At 61.4% G+C, this 14,881-nt stretch carries 11 protein-coding genes; 10 read left to right on the top strand and 1 reads right to left on the bottom strand.

Annotated features, from left to right (window positions below):
• Entirely contained in the window at window positions 1–1,962 is a 1,962-nt protein-coding gene (locus tag EAH78_RS03995; RefSeq protein ID WP_140665971.1) for an FAD-dependent oxidoreductase, read from the bottom strand.
• Window positions 1,963–2,179: 217 nt separating this feature from the next.
• Between EAH78_RS03995 and EAH78_RS03990 the strand changes: the two genes are divergently transcribed.
• The 10 genes from EAH78_RS03990 (at window position 2,180) to EAH78_RS03940 (ending at window position 14,881) form a co-directional block, all read left to right on the top strand.
• On the top strand, window positions 2,180–3,229 hold the full coding sequence (locus EAH78_RS03990) for an ABC transporter substrate-binding protein (RefSeq protein WP_140665967.1): 1,050 nt from the start codon (window positions 2,180–2,182) through the stop codon (window positions 3,227–3,229).
• Between the two features lie 75 nt (window positions 3,230–3,304).
• Complete coding sequence (locus EAH78_RS03985) at window positions 3,305–4,087, top strand: class II aldolase/adducin family protein (RefSeq protein WP_140665964.1); 783 nt, start codon at window positions 3,305–3,307, stop codon at window positions 4,085–4,087.
• Window positions 4,088–4,336: 249 nt separating this feature from the next.
• A complete protein-coding gene (locus EAH78_RS03980; protein WP_140665961.1) occupies window positions 4,337–4,984 on the top strand; it encodes a TetR family transcriptional regulator C-terminal domain-containing protein in 648 nt (215 codons plus the stop codon).
• Window positions 4,985–5,076: 92 nt separating this feature from the next.
• Entirely contained in the window at window positions 5,077–5,793 is a 717-nt protein-coding gene (locus EAH78_RS03975; RefSeq protein ID WP_140665958.1) for a response regulator, read from the top strand.
• 5 nt (window positions 5,794–5,798) lie between these two features.
• On the top strand, window positions 5,799–6,572 hold the full coding sequence (locus EAH78_RS03970) for a substrate-binding periplasmic protein (RefSeq protein WP_140665955.1): 774 nt from the start codon (window positions 5,799–5,801) through the stop codon (window positions 6,570–6,572).
• A complete protein-coding gene (locus EAH78_RS03965; RefSeq protein ID WP_140665952.1) occupies window positions 6,569–8,830 on the top strand; it encodes an ATP-binding protein in 2,262 nt (753 codons plus the stop codon). Before EAH78_RS03970 ends, EAH78_RS03965 begins: the two co-directional genes overlap by 4 nt.
• Window positions 8,831–9,023: 193 nt before the next feature.
• Complete coding sequence (locus EAH78_RS03960; RefSeq protein ID WP_140665949.1) at window positions 9,024–10,436, top strand: amino acid permease; 1,413 nt, start codon at window positions 9,024–9,026, stop codon at window positions 10,434–10,436.
• A gap of 333 nt (window positions 10,437–10,769) precedes the next feature.
• Window positions 10,770–11,561, top strand: a complete 792-nt coding sequence (locus tag EAH78_RS03950; RefSeq protein WP_140665946.1) for an enoyl-CoA hydratase/isomerase family protein — start codon at window positions 10,770–10,772, stop codon at window positions 11,559–11,561.
• 41 nt (window positions 11,562–11,602) lie between these two features.
• A complete protein-coding gene (locus tag EAH78_RS03945) occupies window positions 11,603–12,763 on the top strand; it encodes an acyl-CoA dehydrogenase family protein (protein ID WP_059181450.1) in 1,161 nt (386 codons plus the stop codon).
• Window positions 12,764–12,781: 18 nt separating this feature from the next.
• Window positions 12,782–14,881 carry an acetate--CoA ligase family protein gene (locus EAH78_RS03940; RefSeq protein ID WP_140665943.1) on the top strand — a complete coding sequence of 700 codons (2,100 nt, stop codon included), beginning with the start codon at window positions 12,782–12,784 and terminating at the stop codon, window positions 14,879–14,881.

The following is a 14,881-nucleotide window of genomic DNA, read 5'->3' as shown; positions in this document are numbered from 1 at the left end:
TTAAAGCTCCCAGGCGACTTTCAAACCCTCGTAGATGGCTTCTTCGGCGGTGCGTGGGGCGAGGCAGTCGCCGATGCGGCGAAACTCCACCAGGCCTTGCAGTTCTGCGCCGAGGGTGTCGACGGGTTGATGGCCTTGGCAGAGCACCAGGGTGTCGATGTTTTCGAACAGCATTGGTTCGCCGCTGGCGGTGTGTTGCAGGTAGACGGTGTTGTCGTCGCAGCCATACAGGCGGGCGTAGGGGGTGATCGGGATGCCAAGTTTGTGCAGTTCGCCGGCCAGTTGATCGCGCACGTACAGCGGTAGGTTTTCGCCGCAATGGGTGCCGTTGACGGCCAGTTGCACTTGATGCCCGGCGCGGACCAGGCGTTCGGCGATGCCGGGGCCGATCCAATCGCAGCGCCAGTCGACCACCACCACCGAACGACCGATTTGTACCTCGTCGCGCAGCACTTGCCAGGCGTCGACCACCTGCAATTCACCGCCGCGCTCGAACGCCGGCCAATACGGTTCGGCGCCGGTGGCGACGATCACCATGTCCGGCCGTTCGCGTTCCACCAGTGCCCGGTCGACGCGGGTGTTGCGCACCACGCGCACGCCGGCCAGTTCCATTTCCCGTTGCAGGTTGGTGCTGGCACCGCCGAATTCAGCGCGCTTCGGTAAAAGTTGCGCGAGCAAAACCTGGCCGCCGAGTTGCGAGCTGGCCTCGTAGAGGGTCACGTCGTGTCCGCGCTGGGCGGCGACGGCGGCGGCTTTCATGCCGGCGGGACCACCGCCCGCGATCATGATGCGTTTGCGTTGCTTCGCCGGTTGCCGTTGGCCGAAGATCAGCTCGCGCCCGGTTTCCGGATGCTGGATGCAGGAAATCGGCAAACCTTTGTGGAAGTGGCCGATGCACGCCTGATTGCAGGCGATGCAGGCGCGCACATCTTCGACGTGGCCAGTGTCGGTCTTGTTGGGCATTTGCGGGTCGCAGATCAGCGCGCGGGTCATGCCGCAGACATCGGCCTGACCGCGCGACAGAATCAATTCGGCTTCCTGTGGCTGGTTGATGCGCCCGGTGACGAACAATGGAATCGACAGGCTGGCCTTGAACGTGCCGGCCTCCTTTGCCAGGTACGCGGCTTCGATCGCCATCGGCGGCACGATGTGCACTGCGCCGCCCAAGGAAGCGGAGGTGCCCGCGACGATGTGCACGTAATCCAGCAACGGTTGCAGCGATTGCACGGCCGACAAGGACTCGTCTTCGGTCAGCCCTTCGGGATCGCGTTCGTCGGCGGAGATGCGCAAGCCAATGATGAAGTGTTCATCGGTGTTGGCGCGCACGGCGGCGATCACTTCGCGCAGAAAACGCAGACGCTGTTCGAGCTCGCCGTTGTAGCCATCGGTGCGACGGTTGACCCGTGGATTGATGAATTGCGCGGGCAAGTAACCATGGCTGGCGACCACTTCCACGCCATCGATTCCGGCCTGATACAAGCGCCGGGCGGCCGCCCCGTAGCCGGCGATGATCTCGTCGATCATCGTTTGATCCAGCGCTCGCGGCATCACCCGGAAGCGTTCGTTGGGCACCGCCGACGGTGAATACGCGACGGCTAGCAGGCCATCGCTGGACTCCATGATTTCGCGGCCCGGGTGGAAAATCTGCGACAGCACCACGGTCCCGTGAGCATGGCAACTGTCAGCGATTTTCCGATAACCCTCGATGCAGGCGTCATCGGTCGCCATCAGCACATGCGAGGTGTACCGCGCGCTGTCATGCACCCCGGCCACTTGCAGCACGATCAGCCCGACACCGCCTTCGGCGCGCGCGGTGTGATAGGCGATCAGTTGTTCGTTGACCAGGTTGTCGGTGGGCATCGACGTATCGTGACCGCTGGACATGATGCGGTTTTTCAGGCGTTTGCCCCGCAGCTGCAAGGGTTCGAACAGGTGTGCAAAAGCGGCGGAAGAGGACGGCATGGTGCAGGTACTCCAGGCAGGCTGAAGCCGAAAGGCCGGGTTTTCGGCGTTGTTATTATTTGCCTATAGAAATTTACCTTCAGTAAAAAATCAACTTGTTTTTTTACTGGCGCTCGCAGTAGATTCATTTGGCGCCCGCACCAGGGGCGAACCTCACAACAATAAAAATGGGTCACGGCGGCGTTGAGTCGCGTGGCACCTGCAAGAGGAACCACTGATGAAATCGAACACACTCAAGCACGGTTTTTATCCCTTGATGCTGTCGCTGGCCATGGGCCTGGGCAGCGCTCAGGCAGCACCGGACATGGTGGTGGTAGGTTACGGCGGCGCCGGCCAGAAAGCCCAGGATGTGGCGTTTTTCCAGCCGTTCAGCGTCGCGGATCACAGCAAGCTGATCCAGAGCGAATACAACGGCGAGATGGCCCGGATCAAAGTGATGGTCGACACCGGCAACGCCGATTGGGACGTGGTGCAGATCGAAGGCCCGGACCTGATGCGCGGCTGCGACGAAGGCATGTACGAGAAACTCGACTGGACCAAACTCGGTCACGCCGACCAACTGATACCCGATGCGGCACAGGCGTGCGGTTCGGCGGCGCTGGTGTGGAGCGTGGCGATTGCCTACGACACGCAGAAACTGGCGCAGGCCCCGACGTCATGGGCAGACTTCTGGGACGTACAGAAAATCCCCGGCAAGCGCGGCCTGCGGAAACGCGCGGTGTACAACCTGGAATTCGCCTTGCTGGCCGACGGCGTGAAGGTCGAGGACGTGTATTCCGTGCTGAACACTCCGCAAGGTGTCGACCGCGCCTTCGCCAAACTCACCCAGCTCAAGCCGTATATCCAGTGGTGGGAAGCCGGCGCGCAACCGGCGCAATGGCTGACGGCCGGGGATGTGGTGATGACCTCGACCTACAGCGGACGTGTGGCCGCTGCCGCGCAAAGCGGTAGTCACCTCGGGCTGGTCTGGCCGGGCAGTCTGTATGGCATGGATTACTGGGCGATCATCAAAGGCTCGAAACATGTCGATCAGGCCAAGCGCTTTATCGCCTTCGCCAATCAACCGGAGGCTCAGGTCAAGTACGTCGAGCAGATCCCGTACGGCCCGACCAATACCGAAGCTGCCGCGAAACTGGACAGCAAGCTCGCGCAATGGGTGCCCACCGCGCCGCAAAACCTGAAGGGTGCGCTGTCGATGGACGTGGCGTTCTGGGTTGATCACGGCGAAGAGCTTGAAGAGCGATTCAACGCCTGGGCCAGCAAGTAGTCGCAAACGGCTGGACGTGGCAGCGCGTCCAGCCTTACTGTTTCGCCCAGTCGATCAGCCTGGAGACCTAGAACAATGAACGAGATCGCCACGTTTTCTCAGCGCAGCGCCACCGAGCAACGCCTGCGTGAGGAGTTGGCCGCCTGTTACCGATTGATCGCGCATTTTCGCATGACCGATCTGATCTTCACCCACATCTCGGTGCGCATACCGGGGCCTGAGCATCATTTCCTGATCAATCCGTATGGGTTGATGTTCGATGAAATCACCGCGTCCAATTTGGTGAAAATCGGCCTGGATGGCCGGGCGGTGGAGGCGTCGCCGTACCCGGTGAATCCGGCGGGGTTTGTGATTCACAGTGCGATTCACGGGGCTCGTGAGGATGCGCAGTGCGTGCTGCACACCCACACCAAATCCGGTTGCGCGGTCGCGGCGTTGAAGTGCGGGTTGTTGCCGGTGAACCAGATCTCGATGGAGTTCTATGGCCGGGTTGCGTACCACGATTACGAAGGTGTGGCGCTGGACCTGAGTGAGCAGGAACGTCTGGTGCAGGACCTCGGCGATAAGCCGGTGTTGATGCTGCGTAACCATGGTTTGTTGACCGTTGGGGAGACCGTCAGCCAGGCGTTTTTGCGGATGTATTACCTGGAGAAAGCTTGCGAAATACAGCTTGCTGCGCAGGCAGCGGGGGAGTTGGTTTTGCCGCCGGCGGAGGTTTGTGAACACACCGAGCGTCAGTTCAATGATCCGGGCCGGCCGCTGGAAGATGGTGAGTTGAGCGACCCGGATGCCATGCAATTGGCTTGGGCTGCGATGCTGCGATTGCTTGATCGGGTGGCGCCGGGTTATCGGGATTGACTGATGTTCCTGTATTAATCGGCGGGCCCCATCGCGGGCAAGCCACGCTCCCACAGGGTTTTGTGTCTGGCACAAAATAGCCGGTTTACACAGATCAAATGTGGGAGCGTGGCTTGCCCGCGATGGGCGCGACACGGTCTCAGCCCCATGCAACCGACTAGAGACTTTCCACCCTCTTGCTGTACAGTCGTTCAGCGCGCGGATTAACCCACCGCGTCCCTAACGATTGATCCACGGAGAGTGTCGCGCATGAGTCAGGAAGCCCGTTTTTCCCGCATGGAGCCGGAGCTGCGCAAGGCCAATCTGATCGAGGCGACGCTGGTGTGCCTCAAGCGCCACGGTTTCCAGGGCGCCTCGATCCGCAAGATTTCCGCCGAAGCCGGTGTCTCGGTCGGGCTGATCAGCCATCACTATTCCGGCAAGGATGAACTGGTGGCCGAAGCCTACCGGGCGATCACCGGCCGGGTCATGAGCTTGCTCCGCGACGCCATGGCCCACGCCGCCCCCAACGCCCGCGAACGTCTGTCGGCGTTCTTCCGCGGTTCGTTTTCCGCCGAATTGCTCGATCCGCAATTGATCGACGCCTGGCTGGCATTCTGGGGCGCGGTGCGCACGGCCGAGTCGATCAACCTCGCGCACGAGCATTCCTATGGCGAGTACCGCGGCATCCTGCGCAAGGTCCTGACCGACCTGGCACAGGAAGAAAACTGGGAAAATTTCGACGCTGATCTCGCCGCCATCAGCCTCAGCGCCTTGCTCGACGGTTTATGGCTGGAGTCGGGCCTCAACCCCGGCACTTTCACCCCGGAGCAGGGCATCCAGATTTGCGAAGCCTGGGTCGACGGATTGCAGGCGGGCGGCCGCCAGCGGTTTTGCGTCCAGACGACGGGCTGTTGATCAGTCGTTCAGCAGTCGATACTCTCTGGCGCCACAGCAACAAAACACTCTAATAAGAAACACGCCTTCGGGCACACGCGGGACACCATGCGATGACTCCTCGGGTATTGATCGTCGACGACGATCCGCTGATTCGCGAACTGCTGCAGGCCTACTTGTCCCAGGAAGGTTACGAGGTGCATTGCGCCGCCACAGCGGAGCTGGCCGAGACTTTCCTGGCGAGCCAGACGGTCGATCTGGTGATGCTCGATATCCGCCTGCCGGGCAAGGACGGCCTGACCCTGACCCGGGAGTTGCGGGTGCGTTCGGAAGTCGGGATCATTCTGATCACCGGGCGCAACGACGAAATCGACCGCATCGTCGGCCTTGAATGCGGCGCCGATGACTACGTGATCAAACCGCTCAATCCACGCGAACTGGTGTCCCGGGCGAAAAACCTGATACGCCGGGTGCGTCACGCGCAAACGCCGCAACCGGCAGCGGCCATCGCCAAACCGGTCAAACAGTTCGCCGACTGGGCGCTGGACACCGACCGCCGCCGGCTGATCGACCAGACAGGCGCCGAAACCCTACTGACCCACGGTGAATACCAATTGCTCAGCGTGTTCCTGCGCAACAGCGGCCACACCTTGAGCCGCGATCAATTGATGGACCAGATCCGCAACCGCGAATGGGTGCCTAACGATCGCTCCATCGACGTGCTGGTCGGACGCTTGCGCCGCAAGTTGCACGACGACCCGGCCGAGCCGCAATTGATCATCACCATTCACGGCGCCGGTTACCTGTTCACCGCCAGCGTGGCGGCCTGAGCCTGATGTGGCGGGTGTTTGGCCTGCTGTTGGCGTTGTTCGCGAACAGCTTGATGGCCGCGGAAAAAGTTCGCTACTGCGACTACCCGGTGTACCCACCGATCTCCTGGAGTGACGGCAGACACGTGCGCGGCCTGGCCCCGAGCGTGGTGAAAAACCTCTTCGGTCGTTTGGGCTACGACGTCGACATCGTCGTGCTCGGCAACTGGAAACGCTGCCTGCTCGACGCCGCCGAAGGTCGGGTCGATGTGGTGTTGGCCTACAGCACCGCGCAACGCGAGCAGAGCATGGTTTTTTCGACGGTGCCGGTGTTGCGCGAGGAGGTTGCGTTGTTCATCAATCGTCAGCACCCGGTGAAATTCGAGCGTCTGGAGGACCTGGCCAACTACCGTGGCGGGTTGCTGTTCGGTGAAAGTTACGGCGTGGGTTTCGACCGTTTGGTTGCCGAACACCAGAACATCGAATGGGTCTCCGACAGCGGCCAGAACTTCGGCAAACTGATTCGCGGGCGCATCGATTTCATCACCTCGGAACGGCGCACCGGTCAGCTTTACGTCGAGAACCTGCCGGGCGCGCAAGACATCGTCGCGCTGCCCCATGCCTTGAGCGTCGACTATTTGCGCGTGGCCGTCTCACGCCAATCCCCTTTGGCCACTCGCATGCCGGAGATCGATACGCAACTCAAACGCATGGTCAAGTCCGGGGAGGTCGACCGTCTGTTGAATGAAAGCGAAGTCACCTACCGCGACATGATCAACTTGCCGGCGAACTCCAAATGATCCGCGCGCGTCCGGGTGGCCTGTTGCGGCGCTTGCTGCTGTTCATTCTGTTGTTCAGCCTGTGTTTCACCGTGCTGGCGAGCACCGTGCAGCTGTACTTCGAATACCGCCGCGAAATGCGCGACATCGACTCGCGCATGGAGCTGATTCGGGCCGGTTACCTGGCCAGTCTGGAGCGCAGTCTCTGGGACTTGAACCAGGAACAACTGAACGTGCAGTTGCGCGGGCTGGTGGATTTTTCCGATGTGGCGCGGGTGCACCTGATCAGCCCCGATTTCGATTTGCTGCAAGGCAATGCCGAGCCGGTCGGGCCGTTACGCATCGAGCGTTTTGAATTGGATTATCAGCCGCCGACCGGGCCGCAACGGCACTTGGGCCAGTTGGAAGTCAGCACCGATCTGGGTGCGGTGCATCAGCGCCTGTTCGCCACCGGTTTGACCAGCCTGCTGTGGATGAGCGTGTTTCTGTGCGGTCTGGCCGTGGCGTTGTCGGGGCTGTTCTACCGCTTGGTCACCCGACACCTGCAAGTCATGGCCGAGTTTGCCCGACGCATCGCTGCCGGTGACTGGCACGAGCCGTTGCATCTGGACAAGCGCCGCCACGCCCACGAAGACGAAATCGACACCGTGGCCCATGCGCTGGACGACATGCGCCGAGCGATTCTCAGTGACATTGACCGCCGTGAAACCGATCGGCTGGCCCTGCAAGACAACCGCGATGAACTGCTCCGGCTGGTCGAGCGTCGCACCGCCAGCCTGATGCGCGCCAAGGACGAAGCCGAGGCCGCCAACCTCGCCAAGTCGCGTTTTCTGGCGACCATGAGTCATGAGTTGCGAACACCGCTCAACGGCATTCTCGGCATGGCCGAACTGCTGCGCGACGCACGTCTGGATGAGCGTGACGGTAAACGTCTGGATGCGCTGTACAAGGCGGGAGAAGGGCTGCTGTCGATTCTCAATGAAGTGCTGTATTTCGCTCGATTGGAGGAGGGCGTCAGCCATCCGGAACCGGTCGATTTCTCGATCCGGCAACTGCTCGATGAGGTGCTGACCCTGCTGGAACCGCGCGCGCTGAGCAACGACACGACGCTGCACTGTCGAATCGATCCACGGGTCGCCGAGCGGCATCATGGGGCCGAGCAATTCTTGCGTCAGGTGCTGAGTAACTTGCTGGCCAACGCGATCAAGTTCACCGAAGGCGGCAAGGTTGAGGTCGACGTCGCGCTGCTTGCTCAAGGTCCGGAACAGACCGGACAACGGCTGCGCGTGAGCGTGACGGACAACGGCATCGGCATCGCTGCGGCCATGCAGGAAAAGATTTTCGAGCGCTTCACCCAGGCCAGCGAAGAGGTGGCGCAACGCTTTGGTGGAACCGGGCTAGGGCTGGCGATCAGCAAACACCTGGTCGAGCAATTGGGCGGACGGATCGGTGTTGAAAGTGAAGTCGGGCGGGGCAGTTGTTTCTGGTTCGAACTGACCTTGCAGGCGTCTACCGGCATCACCACGGTCGCGCAGAGCAGCGAATCCGTGCAGGCGCTGAAGGTGCTGGTGGTCGAGGATGTGGCGCTGAACCGCGAGGTGGTCAGCGGTTTGTTGCAGCGCGACGGGCATCAGGTCTGGCTAGCCGAAGAAGGCGAACAGGCGCTGGCGCACTGTGCCGGGCAGGCCTTCGATTTGATCCTGCTCGATGTGCACCTGCCGGGCATCAGCGGCGTCGAGCTGTGCAAACTGATCCGCCACAACCAAGGCCCGAACCGTCGGACGCGGATCTTCGCTTTGACCGCCAGCGTGCAGCCGACCTTGATGCGCGGTTATCTGGAGGCCGGGATGGATGGCATTCTCGCCAAGCCGCTGAAGCTCGAAAACCTGCGAAAAGCGCTGGCCGGGCAATTGCCGGTGTCCACGCCACAACCGGATGACGAGGCGATGGATTGGCCGCTGCTGGACACCCATCGCGCCTTGCTCGGTGAACAGAAACTTCAGGGCTTGCTGGCGGTGTTGCGCGACTCGATCAATCAGCATCGCGACGCACTCACTGAAGCCATCGAGGCCGACGACTGCACTGAAGTCGCCCACCTGGCGCATCGACTGGCCGGTAGCAGCGACTCACTGGGCTTTCGCGGTTTGGCCAATGTGTTGCGCGCGTTGGAAGAGGCCGCGATGGTCAACGACGAGTCGGCATTGCGGGCGCTGGCGCCTAAGGTTCAGGAGCAACTGAGAGTCTCGCAGCAGACGCTGGCGGACCTTTTGCGCCGCTGAGATACAAGTTCGTTACGACTTTTTACAACTTCGATCTTTACGGTCAACCAGACCTTACATGCGCTTCCAATAATCGAGGCAACCGCCACAGCGCGGTCTTCGAAGCTTATTGGAGATAATAATAATGAACTGCCGTAAAGCTGAACCTTCCCCGCGCCATGCCGCATCCCTTGCTGATTATTGAGGTGCGGACATGAACGAATCTACCGAAACCAAAGGCATCCAACTCACCCGCGCCCTGAAAAGCCGGCACATTTTCATGTTGTCGCTGGGCGGCGTGATCGGCACCGGGCTGTTCATGGGCTCCGGCGTGACGATCAACCAGGGCGGGCCGGTGGGGGCGATTCTGGCGTATCTGGTCGCCGGTTTTCTGATGTACCTGGTGATGGTCTGCCTGGGCGAACTGTCCGTGCAAATGCCGGTGTCCGGCTCGTTCCAGACCCACGCGACCAAATTCATCGGGCCGGCCACCGGCTTCATGATCGGTTGGGTGTACTGGATGAGCTGGGCGACCACCGTGGGTCTGGAGTTCACGGCGGCGGGCATGTTGATGACGCGCTGGTTTCCGGCGGTGCCGATCTGGTATTGGTCGGCGCTGTTCGTGGTGGTGCTGTTCGGTTTGAACGCACTGGCGACCCGCGCCTTCGGTGAAGCGGAATACTGGTTCTCCGGAATCAAGGTCGCGGCGATCCTTGGCTTTATCGTCGTCGGCGTGCTGGTGATCTTCGGCGCCATCCCGCTGACCAGCGGTGCACCGGCGCCGATGACGAGCAACCTGATCGGCGACTCACTGTTCCCCAACGGCCTGTCAGCAGTGTTCGCGGTGATGATGACCGTGGTCTACGCGTTTCAGGGCTGCGAAATCATGGGCGTGGCCGCTGGCGAAACCGATCAGCCGGAGAAAAGCATCCCGCGCGCAGTGCGCAACGTGGTGTTTCGCGTGTTGATTTTCTATGTGCTGGCGATTGTGGTGTTGTCGGCAATTGTGCCGTGGCAGCAGGCCGGGTTGATGGAAAGTCCGTTCGTGCAGGTGTTCGACATGGTCGGCATTCCTTATGCCGCTGACCTGATGAACTTCGTGATTCTCACGGCGATTTTGTCGGTGGGCAACTCCGGCCTGTATGCCTCTACGCGCATTCTGTGGGCGATGTCGAAGACCGGCATGGCGCCGAAAAGCCTGTCGCCCTTGAGCAAGCGCGGCGTTCCACTGCGGGCGCTGAGCATCACCTTGTGCTTTGCGCTGGTGTCGCTGATGACCAGTTTTGTCGCGGCGGACACGCTGTTCATGGTGTTGATGGCGGTGAGTGGTATGTCTGGCACGGTGACCTGGATTGTGATTGCGCTGGCGCAGTACAAATTTCGCAGGGCCTATCTGCGTGATGGCGGCAAGCTCAGCGACCTGAAATACCGCGCGCCGTGGTTCCCGCTGCTGCCGCTGACGTGCATCGCGTTGTGCTGCTCGCTGTTTGTGTTCCTGGCGCTGGATGAAACGCAACGGCCTTCGCTGTACTGGGGCTTTGGATTTATTGCGCTGTGTTATGGCGCGTACTTCCTGATTCATCGCAAGCGCGAAGCGGTGCTGGCGCCGAGTTTGCCCACCGTTTAATTCCCTGATTCAAAACGCATTACCTGTGGGAGCGGGTTTGCTCGCGGAGAGGGCCTGTCAGTTGACATCAATGTTGACTGACAGGCCCTCTTCGCGAGCAAGCCCGCTCCCACAGTTGTTTTGCGGCGGGCTGTAGGCAGTTGTTCGAAGTTGTAACAGCGTCATCCTCATGGCGCCGACTGAATAAAATAAATCCGTTAAATTCAAACAGATAGACAGATTTTTAAGCTGTTACAGCTAATTTTCCTGCCGATTGCCGCCTTACTGAACACTCGTTTAGTATGGCTTCAAGTCGCACCACCTCAGACCAATCACAATAATTCGAGGATTCGCATGACTACTCAATCTTCTCTGCTCAGTCAGGTCGAAGCCGGCATTGCCTGGATCACCCTCAATCGCACCGCCCAGCGCAATGCGCTGGACATCCCGACCCTGAAAAACCTCCACGCCTTGCTGGACCAATTCAACGCCGACCCCGCCGTGCGCGTCGTTGTGTTGACCGGCAGCGGTCGCAGCTTCTGTGCCGGTGCCGACCTCGCCGAGTGGGCCGAAGCGGAAGCCCGTGGCGCCCTCGAAACCTACGGCTGGACCGAAACCGCTCACGCTTTGATGAGCCGTTTGTACAGCCTGGAAAAACCGACCATTGCCGCCATCAACGGCACCGCCGTCGGCGCCGGCATGGACCTGACGCTGTGCTGCGACTTGCGCATCGCTGCGCAATCGGCGCGCTTCAAGGCCGGTTACACCAGCATGGCCTACTCGCCGGACGCCGGTGCCAGTTGGCATCTGCCACGGCTGATCGGCACCGAACAAGCCAAACGCCTGCTGTTCCTCGACGAATTGTGGGGTGCTGATCGTGCTCTGGCCGCCGGCCTGGTCGGCGAAGTCTGCGGGGATGAGCAACTGTTCGACGTCGCCACCGAACTGGCCACCCGCCTGGCCAATGGCCCGACCTTCGCGTTCGCCCAGACCAAAAAACTCATGCGTGAAGGCGCCCAGCGCAGCCTGCCCGAGCAACTGCAAGCCGAACTCGCCGCCGGCCTGTTGTGCGGTCGCAGCGAAGACGGCAACGAAGCCCTGCGCGCCTCCATCGAAAAACGCCCGGCCCGATTCATCGGTCGCTAAGCCCCGACACCACCTCCAGCACACGAACAACAGGTAGCCCCATGAATTTCCAACTGACCCAAGAACAAGAAATGTTGGTGGACGCGGTACGCAGTTTTGTCGCCAAGGAACTGTTGCCCCATGAGGAAGCGGTCGACCGTGCCGACGAAGTCTCCCCGGAGCTGGCGGCGCAGATTCGCGGCAAGGCCATCGCCGCCGGTTTCTATGCTTTCAACATGCCGGAAGAAGTCGGTGGCGGTGGTCTGGACTACCTGTCGCAGGCATTGATCGAACGTGAACTGTCGAAGGTCTCATGGGCGCTGCATGTGTTCGTCGCACGGCCGTCGAAAATCCTCATGGCCTGCACGGGTGATCAGATCAACGACTACCTGTTGCCGTGCATCCAGGGTGAGAAAATCGACTGCTTCGCGCTGACCGAACCGGGTGCCGGTTCCGATGCGAACGCGATCAAGACCCGTGCCGTCCGCGACGGTGATGACTTCATTTTGAATGGCAGCAAACACTTCATCAGCCACGCCGGCCACGCCGATTTCGCCATTGTCTTCGCGGTCACCGACACCTACGAACACAACGGCCGCCAACGCAATGCCGTGACCTCGTTCCTGGTCGACCGCAACACGCCGGGCATGACCATCCGCCGTGGTCCGAAGTGCGTGAGCAACCGTGGCTACCACACCTACGAAATGTTCTTCGACGACTGCCGCGTCCCCGCTTCCAAAGTGCTCGGTGAAGTCGGCAAGGGCTGGGACGTGGCCAACGCCTGGCTGACCGCCGGGCGCGTCATGGTTGCCGCCAACTGCGTCGGTCAGGCGCAACGGGCACTGGATGTGTCGCTGCAATGGGCGGCGGATCGCAAGCAGTTCGGCCAGCCGATCGGTACCTATCAAGGTGTCTCGTTCAAGCTCGCCGACATGGTCACGCAGATCCGCGCGGCCGAACTGCTGACCTTGCACACCGCGTGGAAAATGGACCAGGGCACCATGACCGATGGCGAGGCCGGCATGGCCAAACTGTTCGCCAGTGAAGTGCTCGGCAAGGTCGCCGATGAGGCGGTGCAGATTTTCGGCGGCATGGGCCTGATGGATGAATGCCCGGTGGAACGCATCTGGCGTAACGCGCGGATCGAGCGGGTCTGGGAAGGCACCTCGGAGATCCAGCGCCACATCATTTCCCGCGAATTACTGCGGCCGCTGTTGCGCTGATCGGCCCGGAGAATTTTTATGTCGCAGACGATTCGTGACAACCTTAAACGCCTGCTCGCACCGCGCCATCTGGCGTTTGTCGGTGGCCGCAGCATGGCTCGCGCGCTCAAGCGCTGCGCCGAAGGTGGCTACCAAGGCGAGATGTGGCTGGTCAATCCGCAGCACGACACACTTGAAGGCGTGCCGTGTGTACGCAGCATCGCCGAACTGCCGTGCGGCCCGGACGCGGTGTTCATCGCGACCAACCGTGAACTGACCCTGACCTGCGTCGCCGAACTGGCGGCCAAGGGCGCAGGCGGAGCGATTTGCTATGCCTCCGGGTTTGCCGAAACCGGCGCTGAAGGCCAGGCCTTGCAGCAACAATTACTCAAAGCCGCTGGCAACATGGCGTTGCTCGGCCCCAACTGCTACGGCTTGCTCGACTACTTGCACAGCTCCGCGCTGTGGCCGGTGGCTCATGGCGGCAAACCGGTGGAGAAGGGCGTCGCCGTGCTGACCCAGAGCGGCAACTTCGCCTACAACCTGTCGATGAGCGACCGTTCGTTGCCAGTGGCCTACATGGCGTCCGTCGGCAATCAGGCGCAATTGGGCATCGCTGAATTGATGGACGTGTTGCTCGATGAGCCGCGCGTCACGGCCATCGGCTTGCACCTCGAAGGCCTGAAAAACGTGCCGGGATTCGCCCGCGCCGCCCACAAGGCGCTGGAGAAAGGCATCCCGATCATCGCCCTGAAAACCGGCGTGTCGCAGATCGGTGCCGAACTGGCGCTCAGTCACACCAGTTCGCTGTCCGGCTCCGATGCGCTGTACGACAGTTTGTTTGCGCGCCTCGGCGTGATCCGCGTCAGTGGCCCAGTGAGTTTTGTCGAAACCCTGAAAGCCGCGGCGTGCGGCCAGTTGCCGGCGGGCAACAGCCTGATCGCGTTGGCCTGTTCCGGTGGTGATGCCGGGTTGATTGCCGACTACGCCGAACGCAATGACTTGAGCCTGCCCAAGCTCGACGAAGGCCAGGTCGGAGAACTGGCGCAGGTGCTGCCCACCTACGCCAACCTGGTCAATCCGCTGGACTTCACCACGGCGATCTGGGGCGACGGCGAAGCCTTGAACCGCATGCTCGACAGCGCCCTGCGCACCGAAGCCGACGCCGCGATGCTGGTGCTCGATTACCCGGCTGAGTTCACCGGTGAGCGCAAGGAATGCGACCTACTGCTGGAGCTGTATTGCGCCGCATTGGTACGCCACGGCAAGACCGGTTTCGTCACCTCGGCGTTTCCCGAATTGCTGCCGGTCCACGCCCGTGAACGTCTGCATGTGCAGGGCGTGGCAGCGCTGCAAGGCGTTGAGGATGGCTTGGCGGCGTGGGGGCGAATCGCCGGTTATCAGCGCAATCGTCAGGCGCTGCTGGCGCTCGGTGAATCGGCGCTGGTGCCGCACTGTCCGCACGCTTTGGTCGGCGAAGGACGCCTGCTCAACGAGTGGGAGTCGAAAAAAGCATTGCGCGCCTTTGGCCTGCCGACGCCCAACGGCGTCTTGAGCACGCCGGACAACGCGCTGAGTAACGCCAACGTGTTGGGTTATCCGCTGGTTCTGAAGGCGGTCAGCACGCAACTTCCACACAAAACCGAAGCCGGCGCCGTGACGTTGAATATCAAGGACGCCACCGCCCTGAGCGCCGCCCTGGAAAAAATGCGCGCAAGCATTGCCGAGTACGCACCGCAGGTGCCGTTCGATCAAGTGCTGCTGGAGCCGATGGCCAAGCCGCCGCTGGCTGAATTGATCGTCGGCATCAAGCGCGAAAACGACTTTGGCCTGGCCCTGGTCATCGGCGCTGGCGGGATTCTGGTGGAGTTGCTCAAGGACAGTCGCAGCCTGCTGTTGCCGACCACCGACGGCGCCATCCGCAAGGCTGTTTTGAGCCTGCGCAGTGCCGCATTGCTGCAAGGCTTTCGCGGTCGCGAAGCGGCGGACCTGGATTCGCTGGTCGCGGCGATCCGTGCGGTGGCCGACTACGCCTGCGAGAACGCCGGGCAGTTGCTGGAACTCGATGTGAACCCATTGTTGGTCGGTGCCGCTGGCACGACTGCGGTCGATGCGTTGATTCGCCTTGGCCACGAGTGA

It is taken from the genome of Pseudomonas arsenicoxydans, from assembly GCF_006438915.1.
Classification (GTDB): domain Bacteria; phylum Pseudomonadota; class Gammaproteobacteria; order Pseudomonadales; family Pseudomonadaceae; genus Aquipseudomonas; species Aquipseudomonas arsenicoxydans_A.
The sequence above is the reverse complement of the archived record's forward strand: the minus strand, read 5'-3'. Positions and strand labels throughout refer to the sequence as shown.

Excerpts from the sequence above, each read along its gene's own strand:
- EAH78_RS03995 (WP_140665971.1), bottom strand. The coding sequence starts at position 1,962 with ATGCCGTCCTCTTCCGCCGCTTTTGCACACCTGTTCGAACCCTTGCAG.
- EAH78_RS03990 (WP_140665967.1), top strand. The coding sequence starts at position 2,180 with ATGAAATCGAACACACTCAAGCACGGTTTTTATCCCTTGATGCTGTCG.
- EAH78_RS03985 (WP_140665964.1), top strand. The coding sequence starts at position 3,305 with ATGAACGAGATCGCCACGTTTTCTCAGCGCAGCGCCACCGAGCAACGC.
- EAH78_RS03980 (WP_140665961.1), top strand. The coding sequence starts at position 4,337 with ATGAGTCAGGAAGCCCGTTTTTCCCGCATGGAGCCGGAGCTGCGCAAG.
- EAH78_RS03975 (WP_140665958.1), top strand. The coding sequence starts at position 5,077 with ATGACTCCTCGGGTATTGATCGTCGACGACGATCCGCTGATTCGCGAA.
- EAH78_RS03970 (WP_140665955.1), top strand. The coding sequence starts at position 5,799 with ATGTGGCGGGTGTTTGGCCTGCTGTTGGCGTTGTTCGCGAACAGCTTG.
- EAH78_RS03965 (WP_140665952.1), top strand. The coding sequence starts at position 6,569 with ATGATCCGCGCGCGTCCGGGTGGCCTGTTGCGGCGCTTGCTGCTGTTC.
- EAH78_RS03960 (WP_140665949.1), top strand. The coding sequence starts at position 9,024 with ATGAACGAATCTACCGAAACCAAAGGCATCCAACTCACCCGCGCCCTG.
- EAH78_RS03950 (WP_140665946.1), top strand. The coding sequence starts at position 10,770 with ATGACTACTCAATCTTCTCTGCTCAGTCAGGTCGAAGCCGGCATTGCC.
- EAH78_RS03945 (WP_059181450.1), top strand. The coding sequence starts at position 11,603 with ATGAATTTCCAACTGACCCAAGAACAAGAAATGTTGGTGGACGCGGTA.
- EAH78_RS03940 (WP_140665943.1), top strand. The coding sequence starts at position 12,782 with ATGTCGCAGACGATTCGTGACAACCTTAAACGCCTGCTCGCACCGCGC.